The sequence below is a fragment of the Chitinophaga sp. HK235 genome (assembly GCF_018255755.1).
In the GTDB taxonomy this organism is placed as follows: Bacteria; Bacteroidota; Bacteroidia; order Chitinophagales; family Chitinophagaceae; genus Chitinophaga.
In genome coordinates, this window is the sequence record NZ_CP073766.1 from 2,920,017 (window position 1) to 2,938,193 (window position 18,177).

Sequence of the window (18,177 nt, forward strand, 5' to 3'; positions counted from 1 at the left end):
GATAATATTCTTGCAAGGGTACTATCTGGGAATCCCCAGGTACTAACCAATTGCCCTACTGCTGGAACTATAAATATTATCGCATTACTTAGCCGGCGATACCACAGTGGCGCCGGTCTTTCAAGTTGGCTTAAGCCTATTTTAGTTTCTGCCATCTTTTTTGTTTTTACGTTCGTAATAAGCTTTCCCCGCCAATCCCATGTAGCCCCCAACAAAACCGACGATGGCAGCAACTATTATTTTAGCAACTGCATCTACTAATGCTGGAGGAATAGTAAGGCCGGTAACAAAAGCTGGTATGTATCCGCTTACAAAGGCGATGAGGTTTGTTTTCATGTTGGCGGTTTAATATGGATCTTTAATTTCCCATGCAACAGTGCAACCCATAACGGTATTAACACCAATCTTAAAACTAGTACCAGCTGTACGAGAGATAACACCAGCGGTTATTCCTGCAGCACCGGATTGCACTGTTAAGAAAATTCTGCTATTTGCAGTTACGGCTGTTGTATTTACAACTACATTATTTACATCGGCGGCTATTGTAGCCAATCCCATTTTTGCGGCCGGTCCACCTTCCATAACCCCAAAACCGTTGTCTGCGCGGAATATACCCTGTACCTTCGCAATGCCATTTGTGGGAATAATTGCAACACTGCCATCTGTCGCCCAGAGCATTTGTCCTTTAAGCAGGTTGTCTGTACCAACATAAGACATTATACCACCTACACCAGGTGCTGCATAAATATTCATACTACCAGGATAAACTTTATTAAGGTTGCCGGTGACTGTGATCTGTCCGGTAAAGTAACCATTCCCTGCTACGTGTAGCTTGTCAGTTGGTGCGGTTATCCCGATGCCCACGTTCCCTGTAATGCTACTATATATATCGCTACCGCTGGCAGTCCACAGATTCGGCTGCCAGCTACCGACACCAGCGCCATCTGATGTGAACACTTTACCATCTCCAGGATTACCACCTACTACCTGTAATTGGTTACTTACTACAACTTTGCCGGTGGTCCCTGCAGTAGTGATGCCTGCACCTGTTTTAAGGTTTATGTTGGCATCTGTGCGATTGGTAGCGATATTAAAATCGTTGGCAGTATTTCGCCAGAACAATCCGGAATATGTAGAATCCGCTTCTTTTGCAAAATACAAGGTAGGTGTTTTTGTATCCCCAGCAGACTGCATAATCTTCACCGATCCTTCACTCTTAATATTTAAGTCCGCGGCATTAACTGGACCTACTTTACTTGCCCATATTGCAGAGCGGTCAGCGGCGGACCCACCTCCTGCTTCAAAGAGCACGCGATATGACAATAAACCGGCGGAGCTTTTCTCTAAGAATAAGCCAGAATAAGTATTCGTGTAAGTTCTCGTACCAACCCCTACATATGGTTTCCCCCAGTTAAATGCAGTATCCGGCAGCAATGTATAGGGTATTTTCCCATTTACATCTACCAGCCCAGAAACAGCAGCTACATTAAGCAGGAACGGTTGTACTCTTCCTGTTGTACTATTCCGCCCTAATGGAGTGTAACCAGAAGATAAAACGCCGGCTGATGTGCGCATATAGAAGCTATCTGCCTTTACGCCATGGTAGTCCCAGTTGTAAGGAGATAAACGCCATTCTGTCTGCGCCCAGGCAGTAGGTGTAATTAAAAGTAAAAACGCAATTAGTCTTTTGGTATAACGCATCTGTTAAGTGGATTTGGATCTTTTATAGTTATAGAAAGTACAACCCCGGCGGTAAGATCGCCATCGTGTTCTGTGAAGTAATCAATGTTGGCGGTGCCATCAGTCGTAAACTCGAATTCTGGATTATCTGTCAGATATGAAACAGTATCTAAAGCAATAGATTGCTGATCAGACCACACTTCCAGCTCGTTTTTACCATCTTCGTAAATCAGGTCAGCAAAAACGATCTGCAGGCTGTAGTTCATTTCCTTTCCCTGGTATCTGGAAGGGTTCAATACTACCCACATTAACGGATATACCTGGTCGCGCCCCTTGGCACCTATTCCGGAGATATTACCATACCCGAAATCATTTATCTGCTGGTGTCCTACGGCATACTTTTGTAACAGGTCTATCAGGTTGTTTAGCGTCATTCTTCTCTATCTTTTGCAGGTATTCTAACAGTTTTTTTTCGTTCTTCTTATAGGCCATTATCAATATGGTTTACGGTAATTGTTCCCCTGGTATTTCTCTTCGAGTGTTCTGTGATCTTCCAGATGTCCACCCAGGTAAATACCACAATCGTACTGTGTCCTGTCAGGATGCACGGTATCAACAGTGCTCCCGGGATTTATATATTCCGGATATAAAGTGGGATGTGCACACAGGTAATCAATAGCCCTCTGTGCGTAAAACTTAGCCTTTACCAGACAGTCATCCTTCATGCTTTGCACCTCCTGGAAGGTGCTGGTCTGCATATATTCTCCATTACGGAGCATAACACCTTTATTCAAAAGCTTATACTGCAATACCATGGGCATATTCGCCAGGACATAGTATACAAGAGCATCTGTTATGTACTCATCCAGCAACAGTTTATATGGGCCATCTGGTACTGGTGGCGCTGATACCATGCCCTGTAGTTTGTTGTATAGAGCAGTGCCCAACAGCGGCAGAATATACATATCCTGGACAGCCTTTACTGTTGGCAGCAGCTGTTTAGGGTCTACATTATCGCTCAGGAAGGTGGTATCTTTTAACTTTTGCTCGCTTATAAATAGTATGTTCTTACTCATGTATTGCTTTCTTTTACAACCACATTAGATACCCAGCTATGCCGGCAGAAGGGGCGATGTGTATTAGTACCAGGGATGGTATACCAGCCCCCTCGGCGCGCCCATACAGAGTAGCCAAGGCGCTCCGAAATTGATTCGATATCCTTTCGGGAGTATAACCGATCCAGTTCCAGCATCTTCGCGCAGAAAGGACGGTTTTTACTATCCTGCGGGCCTTCGTAACTGTACATTACCTGTATGGAGCGTGTGGATGGATTGGCTTTTTTAAGGATACTCTTGGCATCCCGGACCGGCTTGCGCTCTGTGACTTGCTGCCCTCTAACAGTTTTTTCTTTAACAGTCAGTAATCCATCATCTGCCATAGTAGAAATGGCATCAGAAATGACTGGTATATCCACACCAATTTTTTTGCTGATAGCATCGATTGGGGCAAGCGGGTCCTTCGTCAACAAGTCGAGTATATCTGCCTGTAAACTGGAAATGTCTGCCACTTCTCTTGCAAAATGTTCTTGTTCCTGCTGATCATCTTGAAACAACACCTGTTTTGACTTCACGATGCGGAAGTGGGATCTGTCTGCACCATATTCAGAGAAAACAGCAACATCATGGTCATCATCTTCAGCTGAGAATTGAGAAACAGTTGAAGGAATACTGCCCGGCGCAGCAGGCTGTAAGCCGATAAGTGCGCGCAGCTCGTCGCTCGTAAGATTTTCCAGCACTTTATTGGCAACCAATGGGGACAGGCTGTTAATGGCATTGATGGTGTTTTGTGACTGCGTGTTCTCCTGCTTAACCTCCGGCGCCATCCCCATTTTTTCACGGATCTCGTCTTTGCTCATATTCTGGGCCTGTGTCGCTTCTGAAAATTCAAACCCGATAGGTTCAGCAGGCTGTATGCGGATAGGTACCTGAACACCGGCAAAGCGAGCCAGCCGGTTAAAAACCTTTTCCAGCCACTGCTGCATGCTGTTAACATATGTGTTCTGAAAAATCTCGTAGGCATCACGCATCTCCTGCCGGCCACCAAGTTGCCCCTCCGTCTTAACACCAAACAGCATTGGCGATGTGATACGGTGCCCGGTGAATATTTCCTGCTGGGTGGTTTTATTAAGCTGGTCAAATAGCTTGTCGCTTTCGGATACATTCAAATCCAGAACGGTAGCGGCCTTTGTGCTATCGGCATTGAATGCCAGCATGTACTTTTGCCCACGGACGCCGCCGAACTTGTTGGCGAACATCTTTTCAATCTTCTGCTGTTCATCTGGTCCAGGCTTACCATTGTTAAAGTTGATTAGCTTATTCACAAAGAAGCCACTCTTCACGTTATTAAGATGGTAATTACCTATCTCAACATCCACTGATATCCAAGTCAGGGAGCCGCGGTAAGTAGGCAGTGTGTAGATATCAATACCAGGATGGTACTTTTTTATGTACAGTATCTGCGTGCCGTTCTTGTTGTTTGGATTGAAAGCCTGATATGGAGTGAAATCAGGATTGGATGCGGCTTTATAACTACCATCAGGCTGGTACTTAACCCACTCGTTTGAAACAAAGAACTTACTATTGTCCTTATTGCTTCTCCCAGTTGTATAATCCAGGTGATATATCTCCGCAATCTGCCCTACCTTGTTCCATGTAATCTGAAGATATGCGCCGTTGAATATTTCCAGGTCCAGCTCCACCTTCTCGCTTACATCATTGAGGCTTTCACCATCGCTATTCACTCGGTTGATGAAGGTGCAGGCCTTTACCGCTTCTGCTGGCGGAATAGATTCATCAGCAACAACCCATCCCTTCCCGCAGACATAGTCACGCTTCCCGTTGATTATGGCTGAGTGCTTCGCGCTGTTGTTGTAGAGGTATAACAGGTAATCAGGGTAACAGTTATCTTCACCGTACAGGATATACTCCTTGCCTTTCTTCTCCACGAACGCAGGCTGTGCTGCATCATCAAAGACCAAGCTAAGAAGGCCATCGCCTATATTCACCACATTCATTCGCTGTATGTTTTATATTCTGTTGGGGTGTCCTGATATTGTGTCATTACCGGCTTTTCTCCTACCAGCTTCATTTTGCCGACTTCGAGAATGTTGCCATCCTGATCTGTAACCCAGTAGGAGTGAAACCCATTGTCCATATCCGAAAAAATGGCAGTATCAATGGCGAACTGATTGTACCGGTCGGGAGACGGACTGATATCCACTGCAGGGGATATTGTAACCTCCAACTTAGTAAGGTCATTCCGGAAACGGATGTTGTACACAGTTGGAGATAGTACTGCTTTTTCTGAAACAGTAACAACAACAGATTTTATTTCACCGCGATTTAAAAGGATCACACTTGTATATATCAGAAAACACGATTCTGTTCCAAAAAAATGGCCTGATGTGATCATCAAGCCATTTAAATAATAATAGTAGGATTATGCTGCCGGGGATAACAAAGTAGGGATAATACTGGCCTGCACTTCTACAGCCATATGCGGCTCCTGCCCTGTAAACACACGCGTATATCCGTTCCTGTCGCCGGATGCAGTGCCAGTGCCACCTTCGCCTCCTGTCATATCCATGGCATTTTTTTGCCCCAGCATCCAGTAGGTGCCGTTCTTATCTTTTACGATAAAAATAAGGCGGTTCTGTCCAAGCAGAAGCAGCTCATTGCGCACGTTGGTGCGCATCTTGTTAAAAACGATGGTAAGCTCCTGCTGGTAGAATATGGTACCATTTTGCACGTTGGCATTGGGGGCATCTGTAAAGAAGCTGGCGTCCTTCGGCATCTGATACCGGCGGAATTGCTTTGCTGTTTCGAGTGTAATAGCTGTAACAACACCGGCTGCTTCGGTTATAGTTTTTACGTTGTCGAACTCGCAGGCCATTACCTCCAATACGCCACCAATACTATCCTTACAGTCCTGCGTTAAATTTTGGGTTAACTCACAAGGCATTTTTGTACAGATTTAAAGAGAAAGAAAATGGGCCGGATAGCAGGCCCTATTTTATCAGATTAGTTTAAAGCTTACCACTTCATCCGGGAAGGCTGTGTTAATACCAGTCTTCCATTCAGCCACAAACCTCACTTCATCAGCTTCTTTGGCAAAAAAGATTTCCCATTTTTCTTCCTCATTCAGCATGTCTACACCGAGGAAGATATTGGACCAACGGAATGCAAAGAGGCGTTTGGTGCCGTTCAGACCAGCCAGGGCAACCAGTTTGATGTTGGTGCCAGGAATCTCGATTTCACCACCAGTATTATCGGCGTCGTAGGCGTACAGATTGGCATCACGGAGTGCGAGAATATACAAACGGAAAGTGTCCCATCCGCAGACGATTTCGATATCTTCCTTATCTACCAGGTTTTCAGGTATGGCCAGAAACATTGCATCTACAATGGATCTCACGTTTGCTTTTGTAATCCCGTCTGCAACAACTATAGGTGTGCCGATGTAAGGCGCTGTATTGGCAGCCACGACACCCGCGGCAGCGTCAATAAGTTTAATAAGGCCATCGAACTTGTTCAGGTTAGCATTCGCGCTACCTGTATCTCCCTGCCACAGGGCCTTTTCAATCTGTGCAGCGATACGGGCCGCTTTCTTGTCGGTATACTCCTGCTCAAACGGAATGGATTCATACCGGCTACCGATCTGCAGGGCTTTCTGTGTGTATTTGGATTCCAGTGTTTTGGGGCAAAGGGCTTCGTTCACCTTTATTTTCCCCACGGTAACAGGGCGCTGTGTGATGGCTGTAGTACCCTGTGCATTAAAGCCACATGACCCGCCAGCCTGGAATACTGCATCAGTGTCGATGCGGTTGATTTGTTCAGAGCTTTTAACGCCGGTCATGACGTTACCCTGACTCTGGATTTTTTGCTGCGTCTTCGCATTGAAGATGCTGGAAGTAACAAGCAACTGCTCGTTCTCCTTAGTGTAGTTGGATAAGGCACTTACGTCGAATGACATAGGTTAACAAAATGTGGGGTTAACAATACTTTGGATTACTTAGCCAGCAAGGACTTCTTATAGGCTTCAGCGCCGGCTTTCAGCTTCGCAAGGGCACTAGCCTTTTTATCGCTCTGATCTGCAAACAGCGTTTGCTTTGGCTTCTGGATAGTTTCGCCATCTCCACATGCAGCCATCGCCTCTACGGCAGACAGCATGCTGAACATGGTGTTGGCAGTTTGTGTACGGAAATCCTCGGCTTTCTTTTCAAGCGCGGTTACGCGGGCATCCAGCGCGGTAATAGCGTCCTGAAGAGAAGTAATATCTGCCGGTGCAGATGGTGCATCTTCCATCTCCTGCTCTTCAGCAGGCGCTTCGGAGGCGGCTACTACTTCGGCGATTACACCCGGCTCAGTGACAACGATAACAGTCCCGTCTTCCAGTTCGTAATTACCCACAGCAGCAGGCTGTTGATTACCATCCGCATCTACTACGAAGATGTTGCCACCGGGTTCCAGCGTGGAGTATTCCACTTTAGAACCATCCTTAAGGGTGGCAGAGTCGAAAGACTGTTCGCCGAAAGTCTGCTTTAACAGCTGCTTTACTTTATCTATCGCTTGTTTAGGCGTCATATGTGCGTGTTTCTACATGCACATATAGAAAACTGGCGTTTTGTCCCATTTCATGCAAGAAAAAAAAGAGATAATGGCACGATTTGCGATGCAAAATTCAGTATGAACAGTATTAAATTTATTGACAAGCGAGGCCGTAACGTAGAGCTGTCAAAGCCTTACGGTAGTGGAGGAAACTCATACCACCTAAACGTAAATGGATACCATTATGGGCAGATTGTAAAAAATTCTGGTGGTGAATGGATTGCATATCCCAACAAACGTGGTGAAGAACTTCCTAAATCGTATTGGGATGCACTAATAAGATGGATATACGAAAACGAACAGAATGCAAAAGGTTAATATATCTCCGAAATTATTTTCTGTATCTCTTTCAATAGGGTCTCTTCCAGAGAAACTTCGGCAACTGGTTTAAAATCAAAGAGCCCTTCCACAGAAAATCCCCGGTACTCGCCGGCCTTAATAGCAGTCCAGGTATCAGCATTATTTATCTTCGCCGTAACGAACCACGTACCATCTGGCATATCTTCGAATCCGGCCATAGGCAGCTTCCCCTTACTCCGATCAACAAGCCAGCTCTCAAAGAAAACACTGTCATCTACCAGTGTCCCAGATTGATGCTGTAGGTTGATATTACCCTGGTATCCTTTCTTAAAAAACCGGTAGGCGATCTTTGCAATCGTATCTGCAGCAAACACTACATAATACTCTCCGTTCTTATCCTTCCGGTAGATAGGTGCATCCGGCACCATAGCCGGCCCAGTGATAATATGCTGATCATTGTCCTGAACAGCAAATCCCTGCCGGGCGGAGAAGGCAAGGAAATCCCGCTGGATAGCTGGACGATCAACCAAAGAAATAAAATCCACTTCGTTATTATCGCCCTCGTCATCGGAAATGAGTAATTGATATACTGGTAATTTCTGCATGGTGTTAAAATTTTGCGGCTTCTTCTATGCTGGCCACGCGTTTCTGTTTATCGGTAATGTCGGATTCCAGGACGTATACACGCTGTGCCCCTGCAGCGGATTGTTGTTGTATTTGTTGCTGCAATAGCGTAGTTGCATTTGGTTGTATGGTGGGCATAGGAGGGGATGGCATCGGAGCAAGATTTGCACCGGCACCACTCCCCGCCCCAGGTACTTGAATGCTTACTATTTTTTTTACCCTTGCGATACCCGCTACCACAGCTGCAGCAGCAGCGATCGCACCCAATGCAGGACCTACGATCGGGATAGGTGAAAGGGCTGTAAAAGAAGATTGCGCCGCCTGATAAGTACTTATTGTCGCATCTGCGATAGCTACACCCTTACCTATGGCCGTCTGTTGCCCAAGGATTCCGGTAGCCGTTTTTAGGACAGTCCCTGTCGCCTGTAACGATTCCTGTTTTGACACCTCGTCCGCGATCATACTCAATGCTAATGCGGTACTTGCAGCTTGCTCGATTTCACTTCGTTCTTCTCCGGCGACAGCAGATTGTTGTAAAACATATGTTGTATTCTGAATTGCCTGCTGCTTCTGCCTTTCAATATCATCGTGAGCTACAGCCGCTTCAGCATTACGTTTTATTGTCTCATCATTCAGCTTTGTTTGGAACTCACCTGTATGTATCAGGCCATTCTTATTCTTTTCGATGAGTTGATCTGTATACTTCCCAAGTGAATCATTTAGCTTCTGCCGTTCCTGCAATGTATTAGCCGAAATTTGCTTTTCCAGCTCGATCGTGGAGTATCCATATTTCTGGTATAGAGCCAACTGTGCTTTAAGCTGCTGATCACGTACGTGGAAAAGGTTTTTCCCGGATACAGTAGCTGCCTGCAATTCCAGGTCCTGAGCTGCTTGCATGGTTTGCAGCTCCTTATCAAAAGCCCCTTTCCTGTCAGACAGCCGGGACTGAAGTAGCTCCTGTTCCGTAGCCTTGGTATCCAGCCCATACTTCTTTTCCAATGCCAGTTGTGCACGCAGCTGCTGCTCACGTATCCCGATAGTGCTTTTGCCAGAATCGGAGACGGCTTGTAACTGTAATGCCTGCCTATCCTGCAATACTTTTAGAAGACGTTGTCCTTCCTTCTGTTCCTGCTGTATCCGGAGTGCTTCCAAATCTGCCATGGCCGCCGCCTGCTGCTCTCTCCCTTCTTTGTTACTGGCATCTATTACCTTTACCTTATTCTTGGCAATATCCATTTCCAGTGCCTCTGCCTCTTTCTCCCGGGTAGCGCCATAAGCACGAAGCACTTTAAGGTCGTTCTCCTGCTTTTTAAGCAGCATCTCTGTGGCCTTCCGCGCGGCTTCGGCAATCTGATCCTGAACTTCGTCTGCGAACCCCTTAGCGTATGCATCTCCCAGGCGCTTGCCCGCTTCCCCTGCAGTCTTTATTGCACCTTTAAAGTCTCCGGTAAATATATCGCCCAATATATCGCCGACAATCTTAAAGCCCTCTATTATATAGTTTAGTGCACCCATGGCATAAGCCTTAACCTTATCGAACAGCTTACCAAATCCTTCGAAGGCAGGGAATAGTTTTTTAATCCAGGCTTCTATTTTTTCGAAGTTGGCTATCACCAGGCCGATAGCCACTACCAGGGCGCCGATGCCGGTAGAGATTATAGCAGATCGTAGTGTACTGAAAGCACCTACGACGTTGGTCTTTATAATAGCGCCCAGCCGCTGGAAGTCTTTCCAGCTATCAGCCATCGCTGATAAGCTTTGCGATAGAGCCAGCGCCCCCTGTAGCTTAACCAACTGCTTCTGCAGATCTTCGCTTTCTGATCCGAATACGGCCATGGCACCCTGCGCTGCTGCAAATCCAGCAGTAACTGCAGATACAGCATTGCCAAATGCCTGGAACTTTGCACCAGGATCGGCGAGAGCGACACGCTCATTAAGATCTGCTACTTCGTCGCGCAGTTCTGCTACATGCCGTACCGCTGCCTGGGCCTGTGGGGATAACTCACCGAACTCCCTGGATAGCCGGAGGGCTTCGGCCTGTGCTTCCCGGATCTCTTTCTTTATATTACGGACACTGTTAGCCGCGCTACCATCTCCTGTTACCCGGACCTGTACTTCTACGTTTTCTGTGGGCATGTTATAAGGAATAAATTATGGTTATGCGAGTGCCGGCTGGTACCGGACTCCCAAATATTATTTTGCCGGCTATTGGATTAAAATCCCATTCGTCGAAGGCCGGGGTGGTGCCGAAATCTCCGACACCGATAAGAGCATCCGCCTCCACCCAAACAGCCGTAGGTATGGCATTCGATAAAGATGCATTGGTGTAAGATTTACCATCAGCCGCCAGGCCCCCACTGCCATAGGCTGCAGTAAACCGGATACGGTCCACACCACCTGTACCGGAACTACTGTAGGTATCCTGCAGCATCCAGGTGCCGGTAACTTTTTGGTATATGGCATGGCCCTGTTTATCAAAACACACGTCTCCATCTACGCCGAGACTAGCAGCTGGCACACCAACGGTAAAGTATATACGCGCACCAGCATTTGCCCCACCGAGGACAAACTGGCGTAGCGCACCGGCTGTGGACTGTAGAAGCTCCCCGGTGGCCTGATTCTGGCAGACCATTACCAAATCATTCGCAGAAATGGCAACTGCCTGGGTTAACTGGGTTATCTTTTTATCTGCCATTATGCATATGGTATTCTGGCGGGTGATTGATCGGAGTGCAGCAAGTATCCGTCATCACTCCATTTTATAAATCCAGGGCGCTCAATCTCCACACGGACGGAACTTTTAAATAGCTCCACCTGTGTAAGCTCATTCCCCAGCGGGTTGTAACTGGACACTTTGTTTAGCCGGAAATAGGTATTGTCAATTTTAACCAGTTTCTTAAAATCGAGCTGGCTGATATCTGCCGGGGTTAAAAGCAGATACCCTTTCCATAGTTTACTGTCTTTGTCGGTTATCTCTTTTAGGTAATCTTCCCAGTAGTAACGGAACATGCCCACATCCGGGAACGGATTCTGTGCGGCATAGAACATTTCAACAGGAGGGCCAAAACATAAATCGCGTGTTACATTCTGGGGGTCATCCTGCATACCGGCGTATGGATAAAAAACAAAGCTCCTTATCAGCACACCATCGGTATCCGAAATATTCCAAGTTGCATACCCGCTGTTGCCGGACGCGGTTAGCATACTTGGCTTTAGCCCAGCCCATTGCAGTATCCGGATATTAAAAGCATCCACCTGTTTTATCCCGTCCTTGTTAACCTTGTATATATGTGGTATTACGCGCTGGCTGATATCCGGGATCTGCACAGACGGCGTAGGACTAAATACAACCTCTACTTTTGTTTCATCCTTCTCAAAATCATTATCAGCAATAAACCTCTTCTGCCCATATACTTCATTATACTTTTTGAAGTATCTATCATCGTTGTAGTAATCGCTGTCTTTTTTATACGACAGTACAAAATCCTTGCTTCCTAATTGCCCCATGGGCGTTATCTCAATCTCCTGGCTGTAATCCACTTTGTTGGTCCAGTCAACGGCATTACCGGCATAATTATCGTAAAACCAAGACTGCGGAAGTATAAAAAGGTTTTTATTATTTGTCTGATCTGTAAACACATAGAGGTTGTGCATGGTGATTATGGACTTAAAAAAGTCCTTCTGTGTAACACTGGTGCTTATTGTCTTCCACATTTCAACCTCAGCTCCTTTCACTATCGGATATGGGTCTTCGTCAGTTGGAGATGGAGCCACAACAAAACTGCCTGGATGGAAGGTGCAGACATTCCCAGGTGATATATCCATACTCATGGTTATTATATCTCCGGGATTCCACTTCTGTTTGGGGATCTCTATAAACACATCCTCAGCGGGCCGTCCATCATAGGGCACAGCGTTCAACTCTTTATTTGCGATTACCGTATCTCCATTCTTACGGATATTCAGGTAGGCACCAGCCTTTTTAAGCAGGTAGGTGCACCGGAATTGGAAGCTGGTGGTTATGGGCCGGTTTATGGTTATGCGTGAACCGATGTTCTCATCAACTGAGATGGTAATAAATCCATAATCATCTTTATTTTTTGGAGGTCCCCATTGATTCCAAACCTCACGCCACTGCCCAACCCTGCGATTTACTACATATGTTTCCTTACTATAACATTCCAAGAACCGAGATTTCACAGCGTTTTGGGTATATTCCACCTTTTCTGTTGTTGGGATAATAAGGCTCTTGAAGTATGGTTGTGCGAAGAATACGCAGTTATATGTAAATCCTGCCTGGGCGAACATCCGGTTTATGTATTCCAGGGCATACACCGCTGGCCGGAAGCCGGTAATGGGGTAGTTGATTCCATCGACGGACAGACCGTAATCGATAAGCGGGTAAACATATCCGGCCCCCGGTTGCCGGTACCAGCTGGCCTGTATTTCGTCTACAGTAAGGGTGTGGTTAAGGTTGGAGAAGTCCAGATCTGACAGTTTCTTGTCTCCAAGGGCGAAGAGAATATCCGACAAGCGCCCCAGTACGCTTGTTTCGTATGTAACCACACCTTTATCTATTCTGGCCTTTATAACACGCAGGACCCCACGAAAGACTTCTATCCCATCTACCAACACAATAGCCTTCGCGGCTTTATTGGGATTAAAGTTATAGCCGATATTGGGCAATGCGGGGTTGTAATCATTTTCGATGTTGATGTCGAACAGACTTGCAAACAGGGCATTGTTCCGGGCGGTTCCCGGGATCTCTATCGTTTTGCTAAAATCCGTCTTCCGTTTATCCGGCTCCCTGATATCAGCAATGGTATATGTAAAATCAGTGCTGATATCTTCCAACAGATCCAGAACAGAATCCTCTACAATTACGGTGCTCCTTATCATACACCTGTATATATCAGAAAAGCCGATTCTGTTCCGGAATTTTTATAGCCCCTGGGCAAAATTGGTGGTGGTAAGCTCTACATCCAATTCCAGGTTAAACATTTTATCAACCCTGGTCTTTTTTATGGTATAGTCCTGCAACTTAACATCCACAGGGACCAACACCATCGGCCCATTTGGACCTCCATATTCTGCAGCTGGCACCTCCATATAAACCAATGGGGCATACATCAACCCGCCCAGCAGCTCAGCCTCCTGATCTGTAAGGTAATCTGAAACCAGCTTCCGCTTCTCTGTATACTTCGTGTAGTAGTTTCGGGTAGTAGCCTCAAATCTGCGTGTTACTGGATCGTATCCTGTGCGTTTATCAGATGGCTGCCGCTGGTAGCTTTTCTTTTCGTTGGTCTGCTCCCACCTATCTGCCAGCATAAAGTTAAAGGCATCAAACCCGCCGTACTGGTTAAGGAAATACAGGCGCACACCTGGAAACCGTTCGCACTGGCTGTATAAATCTATCCGCATTGTGTTGCCACTAGGCGCAGTAATAGTATAGTAAGCAGCGTTATTGTACGCTACTACCGGAAACGAAAGAGAGGCAAACAGGTGGTCAAAACCGACATGCAGATGCAGCGCCCGGTTATTGGTAATAGTTGTGCTATTGTATGGGTTAGGGATGCTGCCAGAATGCAACATGGTGCCTGTTATATCGAAAATGGAGAGGCTGAACGCGGGTATTGCAGCCGTGTCGGACTGCAGCATGGTTATTATAATACTATCCCGCTTCCGGGCCACCTGCCGGTTAAACCCAGTTAGGAACTGCTTGTTAAGGTAGGCAGCCTGAGAGTAGAAAGCAAAACGTTTGTTGTTCAGCGCACCGTTAAAGGCATAACCAGAAAAAGAATTAAGATTACCATGCAGAACTCCGCCATACTGTTCTCCGAACTGGACACTATATCCGGCCAGGGCGCCGGCGGCGGTGGTAACAATGTCAACGCCCATAGTGTCGTTTGCCCTGCAATAGTTTGGTGCCACCAGTTCATGCAGCACCCTGTTTATATCGATATCTATAGGCTGGCTCCCGATCACCTGCGGCTGATACTTAAGGGTGGCCAGCAGCTGGCCGGTGCCGTTGTACACATCAGCAACAAACTTAAAATCTGGCTGCAGGTAATTATTTGAGCTGATCCGGAAATGTACCGGATTGAAAGCCGGCGTGAATTTATCTGGGCTGGCCTGTATCGTTATTGCCATTATCTTAATAGATCTGTGTTAATGTTTATGCGGATATCCTTCGCCATGGCGGCAGCCAGCTCCCGCTTCATGCCGTCCATAATTTCATCCACCGAAATCTGTTTGAAGTTGGTCGCCCGGGTACCGTGCCTTTTTATAGAAATACCCAATGCAATGGCCAGGGTGTTCCGGCGGACTTTATTACGCAGATATCCGCGTGTATTACGCCCCATCAACCCGCGTGGAGCAGTGGCATCTGAAAGAACATGCTTCTGTCGTACCCACAGTATAAGTGCGTTCTGCATGTCTTTACTGGGGAAGGCCGTTTTGAATTTATATGGGCTGGTGGTGTTCCGGCTGTTGGGTCCTATGCCCTGGACACCTTTGTCCACATAGTCCGCGTAGTCCGCCATATATACCTCTCCGATATAATCCCGGCCAGACACCCGGTATTCAAACCGGATGCTTTCACTCAGGTTGCCACCGGCGTTTATCTCCCGCCCACCGTTTACTGCGTGCAGGTTACGCTGTAATGCCTCAACCAGGAGCCCCATCCACTTAACAAATATCTGCTCGACATTATTAAGCTGTAACGGAGTAGTACGGGCAGCCCCGACATTATCGAGAAAGCCACTATCTATAATGTTGCGCTGCCGCTGTGCTTCCGTAGCCATTTTTGCTGCTCTTCTTTTTCAAAATTGGCCTTGTCTTTAAGATAGGCCATGTCGTTAAGAAAATTTATTGTGCTGAGGTCATAAACTTGTGCCAGCGGAATCCGCTCCATCTCCGCAACATTGCAGGCATTTATAAGCCATCCCCAGCGGCTTCCATAACCTGTGTCCACATGTCCAGGCTCTCCTTCGGCATCATCTCCCCCTTCTGTTCCAAATAAGCCGGCATACCGGTTAAGAAGCTGCTCCATAGCTTGCAAAAAAAAACAGCAGCGGCATTAGCCTGTACGATAGGGAGATCCAACATGTCTTCGGCCACCTGATCAAACGGGGTAGCTCCATAAGGTAACACCTTCCGACCACGCCACGTGCGCTTCGTTGGCCGGGATATTGCTGCCAGCATGCGGTGCAGGTTGGATATAAACTCCCCCGGTTCCTTGGCGCAGGTGATGGCGTCAATAAACTGCCCCGCTACCAGGTTACGGAAATCGTACAACGGCTGGTACCGGCGGCCATTAACAGTAAAATATCGCGGTGCAGCAGATACTGGCAGATCCTTGGTGTCCAGGAATGCCAGCCGTTTCGTTTCCTGTTTCAGCTCTGGCATCGGCATGCTTTCGTAGTGCTCTACTGGCTTATCGAACAGGCAGGACAGCAGATGGATACTGCGGTCGATCTCATGCTCGAAGTCGTCAGCCGATATGATACCGTACAGTTCCTGGTATTTGCGCACTGTAATCTTATCCCACATAGCTAACCCCTTTGCCTGTTTTCACTTTACCCTTTGGCACTGCCTGGGAAGCGGCCTTGTGCGCCGCAAACGCGTTCAGCAAGTCGATTAGGGCTGCTGATACGATGTTCCCTGCATTCACAAAACGAACGTTCTCGTCTGCTGGTTCCCCATATTGGGCAATGAACTCCTTTGCTTCCATATTGTCTATTTTAAATAAGCGTATATACGCCACTGTTACTGTTTGCCAGATGATTCAGCCCAACATATCGCAGAGGATCGATTAAATGGTTCATGAAATCCACAGGCTCATTCATCGGCTTCCCATTCTTATCGACCCGCCATTTATAGTTATTCAGCTCCTTCCGGAGGTTCACGCTGCAGCGGGTTACGTTTAGCCGCCACCGTTTTATAATATCGATGCTATTTTTCACACTGTCCGGTCCTTTCAGTGCCGGCATAACAAGCAGTCCCTCGTTATTTATCTCCATTATGGACTTAGGCTCACTGCTGTCTGCCACTATTTCCTGATATGGTGAAATACCTGCGGCATATGCCTTCTGTGCAATAGCCGGGTTGGTCAGTCCTGTTTCGTACAGTAACTCTTTAAGCCACAGCTCACCGTCCTGCTTCCACACTCCCAGCAGCCCGGTCTCGTCATTGGTGAAGCCGAAGTCCAGACCGTATGCTACCAGCTGCGCATCCTCTGGAATATCATCCACGATTGTCCAGTTTCGGAATATCAACCCCTCTATCTTACCGGTAAGGCCGCGGGCATAAACGCGAAACAGTTCAGGGTCTTTGTGCCGAAGCGCCTCAATCTTCCGCCGAATCTTATCTGGGCAGAATGGATTGTGCCGGTGATCTGATATAAGCATCTGTACGCCCTTATCCTGCAAGACCTCCGTGTGTACCCAGAATTCAGAGTTAGGGTTATAGTCGATAAATATCTGCCGCTTTGTGCGCATGGCCAGCTCTGAATACACAGAGTACAGGATGCCGTTAGCCTCGTTGATAAACAAATAGTCACGCTTCCCTGACTTCGCGTCCTGCTGTGTGAGGTAGCTGGTAAACTCAATTATACTTCCATTCCAGAATCTTAAAACGCGGTCAGTCCTGTTGTACTGGACGACCAGCTTTTGCAGCTCCGGGCTTCCGGCAAGAATCGTCTCCGCGTCCCTTAACGCTCCCTTCTTCAGGTTGGGCATATCCTGACCGACCACGGTAATGACCAGGTTAGGAGCCTGTATTGCCTTCGTGAAAAGAACTTGTAATATGCTGTATGTCTTCCCGCTGCTGGTGCCGCCTTGATTTACGACGATATCAGCGCGGGCTAACAGATTCGCTTCATATAATGGGCCAACGTCAAACATTTATTGCAGGCTATCCTCTACTTCCTTTTCAGATGTGGCAATGGTCATGGCAGTAGCCGGCACGAGCTTAACCTCAACCGACGTAACATCCACTTTAGCTTCTATCTGCTGTTTATCTATCCAGTTGTGGTTGCACTTAAGATCGAATATAATACCGGCAGTACTACCTCTACCATTTAGAAGGGCAGATCCTTTACAGGCAAGAACTTCCTCCTCAATCCCCGTGATCACTTCGGCATACTCAGCCCGATCCCTGTAGTCGCTCCATGTTTGGCGGGTAGTCCCAATAAAAACCTGAAAATCTGCCAGAGTGTATACCTGTGGGCATGGCACGCGCAGTACTTTCCCAGCGCTCACCTCGAACTTTACAGCGGCCTTACATTCACTCTTATACCTCTGCCACGCATCCTGTATCTCCATCACAGTGTATTTATAACTACCCTCCGGACGGCCGGGCTTCTCATGCTTCTTTTGCTTAGCCATTGTATCCCTGTTTGCCTTTACTCGTTAAATGAAATGCGCAGCACTCACTGCACCAGTAATGTCTGCATTCGTTCCGGCGGCGCATTGCCTTGCGATTACGGTGGTACCGTATCCAGTATAGCGCATTCTGCGCTTCTTGGCGGGTGAGTGTGCGCTTTGAACACATACTACCTGCGTTTACGACGGCTATGCCCACGGCCGCCATGGTCCACTACCTGCGCTACCAGTGTAAGCGGAGTGACATCCGGCGCCTTAGTTTCGTCAACTGGCAACTGCGTGTAAAGCTGTCGCACCATATCCGCCACGCAGTCATTACACCACAGTGTAAACCGGGTACTGCCAACGGCCTCCCAATATATTTCCTGCATCCGGCGCTTTACTGGCTCGTCCAGGTTCTTCATATACCCGGCTGTAACCAGCGTATCATAATGCCCACGATGCTGATCCAGGTATTCAATATGTTCTTCTGTGAAACTCATTTCGATAAATGTTTGTGCAACAGCACGGCCACTATAGAAGCA

At 47.2% G+C, this 18,177-nt stretch carries 20 protein-coding genes; all 20 read right to left on the reverse strand.

What is annotated here, in order from left to right:
- Nucleotides 1-141: 141 nt before the first annotated feature.
- The 20 genes from KD145_RS09960 to KD145_RS10055 all read right to left on the reverse strand — a co-directional run bounded on the left by KD145_RS09960 (nucleotide 142) and on the right by KD145_RS10055 (nucleotide 18,135).
- Nucleotides 142-336, reverse strand: coding sequence for a hypothetical protein (locus tag KD145_RS09960; protein WP_212005743.1), 195 nt, complete (start codon nucleotides 334-336; stop codon nucleotides 142-144).
- 9 nt (nucleotides 337-345) lie between these two features.
- The gene (locus KD145_RS09965; protein ID WP_212005744.1) at nucleotides 346-1,701 is read right to left on the reverse strand and encodes a hypothetical protein; all 1,356 of its coding nucleotides are present in this window, start codon (nucleotides 1,699-1,701) and stop codon (nucleotides 346-348) included.
- Complete coding sequence (locus tag KD145_RS09970) at nucleotides 1,680-2,114, reverse strand: hypothetical protein (RefSeq protein ID WP_212005745.1); 435 nt, start codon at nucleotides 2,112-2,114, stop codon at nucleotides 1,680-1,682. The genes KD145_RS09965 and KD145_RS09970 overlap by 22 nt, the downstream gene beginning before the upstream one ends.
- Before the next feature lie 60 nt (nucleotides 2,115-2,174).
- The gene (locus KD145_RS09975) at nucleotides 2,175-2,756 is read right to left on the reverse strand and encodes a hypothetical protein (protein ID WP_212005746.1); all 582 of its coding nucleotides are present in this window, start codon (nucleotides 2,754-2,756) and stop codon (nucleotides 2,175-2,177) included.
- A complete protein-coding gene (locus KD145_RS09980; RefSeq protein ID WP_212005747.1) occupies nucleotides 2,753-4,753 on the reverse strand; it encodes a hypothetical protein in 2,001 nt (666 codons plus the stop codon). Before KD145_RS09980 ends, KD145_RS09975 begins: the two co-directional genes overlap by 4 nt.
- The gene (locus KD145_RS09985; RefSeq protein ID WP_212005748.1) at nucleotides 4,750-5,094 is read right to left on the reverse strand and encodes a hypothetical protein; all 345 of its coding nucleotides are present in this window, start codon (nucleotides 5,092-5,094) and stop codon (nucleotides 4,750-4,752) included. Before KD145_RS09985 ends, KD145_RS09980 begins: the two co-directional genes overlap by 4 nt.
- Before the next feature lie 84 nt (nucleotides 5,095-5,178).
- Nucleotides 5,179-5,700, reverse strand: a complete 522-nt coding sequence (locus KD145_RS09990) for a hypothetical protein (protein ID WP_212005749.1) — start codon at nucleotides 5,698-5,700, stop codon at nucleotides 5,179-5,181.
- Between the two features lie 54 nt (nucleotides 5,701-5,754).
- Nucleotides 5,755-6,711, reverse strand: a complete 957-nt coding sequence (locus tag KD145_RS09995; RefSeq protein WP_212005750.1) for a hypothetical protein — start codon at nucleotides 6,709-6,711, stop codon at nucleotides 5,755-5,757.
- A 35-nt stretch (nucleotides 6,712-6,746) separates the two neighbouring features.
- A complete protein-coding gene (locus tag KD145_RS10000) occupies nucleotides 6,747-7,322 on the reverse strand; it encodes a hypothetical protein (RefSeq protein ID WP_212005751.1) in 576 nt (191 codons plus the stop codon).
- Nucleotides 7,323-7,660: 338 nt separating this feature from the next.
- Nucleotides 7,661-8,251: an XkdF-like putative serine protease domain-containing protein gene (locus KD145_RS10005; RefSeq protein WP_212005752.1), complete on the reverse strand. Its 591-nt coding sequence runs from the start codon at nucleotides 8,249-8,251 to the stop codon at nucleotides 7,661-7,663.
- A gap of 4 nt (nucleotides 8,252-8,255) precedes the next feature.
- Nucleotides 8,256-10,406, reverse strand: a complete 2,151-nt coding sequence (locus tag KD145_RS10010) for a hypothetical protein (protein ID WP_212005753.1) — start codon at nucleotides 10,404-10,406, stop codon at nucleotides 8,256-8,258.
- Between the two features lies 1 nt (nucleotide 10,407).
- Nucleotides 10,408-10,965 (reverse strand): hypothetical protein, encoded by a 558-nt coding sequence (locus tag KD145_RS10015; RefSeq protein WP_212005754.1) that lies wholly within the window; start codon nucleotides 10,963-10,965, stop codon nucleotides 10,408-10,410.
- Entirely contained in the window at nucleotides 10,965-12,956 is a 1,992-nt protein-coding gene (locus KD145_RS10020; RefSeq protein WP_212005755.1) for a hypothetical protein, read from the reverse strand. The genes KD145_RS10015 and KD145_RS10020 overlap by 1 nt, the downstream gene beginning before the upstream one ends.
- Before the next feature lie 255 nt (nucleotides 12,957-13,211).
- On the reverse strand, nucleotides 13,212-14,420 hold the full coding sequence (locus KD145_RS10025) for a hypothetical protein (protein ID WP_212005756.1): 1,209 nt from the start codon (nucleotides 14,418-14,420) through the stop codon (nucleotides 13,212-13,214).
- Complete coding sequence (locus KD145_RS10030; RefSeq protein ID WP_212005757.1) at nucleotides 14,420-15,073, reverse strand: hypothetical protein; 654 nt, start codon at nucleotides 15,071-15,073, stop codon at nucleotides 14,420-14,422. The genes KD145_RS10025 and KD145_RS10030 overlap by 1 nt, the downstream gene beginning before the upstream one ends.
- 130 nt (nucleotides 15,074-15,203) lie before the next feature.
- A complete protein-coding gene (locus KD145_RS10035) occupies nucleotides 15,204-15,821 on the reverse strand; it encodes a hypothetical protein (protein WP_212005758.1) in 618 nt (205 codons plus the stop codon).
- Nucleotides 15,811-16,002: a hypothetical protein gene (locus tag KD145_RS10040; protein ID WP_212005759.1), complete on the reverse strand. Its 192-nt coding sequence runs from the start codon at nucleotides 16,000-16,002 to the stop codon at nucleotides 15,811-15,813. Before KD145_RS10040 ends, KD145_RS10035 begins: the two co-directional genes overlap by 11 nt.
- 10 nt (nucleotides 16,003-16,012) lie before the next feature.
- On the reverse strand, nucleotides 16,013-17,173 hold the full coding sequence (locus tag KD145_RS10045; protein WP_212005760.1) for a PBSX family phage terminase large subunit: 1,161 nt from the start codon (nucleotides 17,171-17,173) through the stop codon (nucleotides 16,013-16,015).
- Nucleotides 17,174-17,656, reverse strand: coding sequence for a terminase small subunit (locus KD145_RS10050; RefSeq protein ID WP_212005761.1), 483 nt, complete (start codon nucleotides 17,654-17,656; stop codon nucleotides 17,174-17,176).
- Nucleotides 17,657-17,823: 167 nt separating this feature from the next.
- Complete coding sequence (locus KD145_RS10055) at nucleotides 17,824-18,135, reverse strand: hypothetical protein (RefSeq protein WP_212005762.1); 312 nt, start codon at nucleotides 18,133-18,135, stop codon at nucleotides 17,824-17,826.
- Between the last annotated feature and the right edge of the window lie 42 nt (nucleotides 18,136-18,177).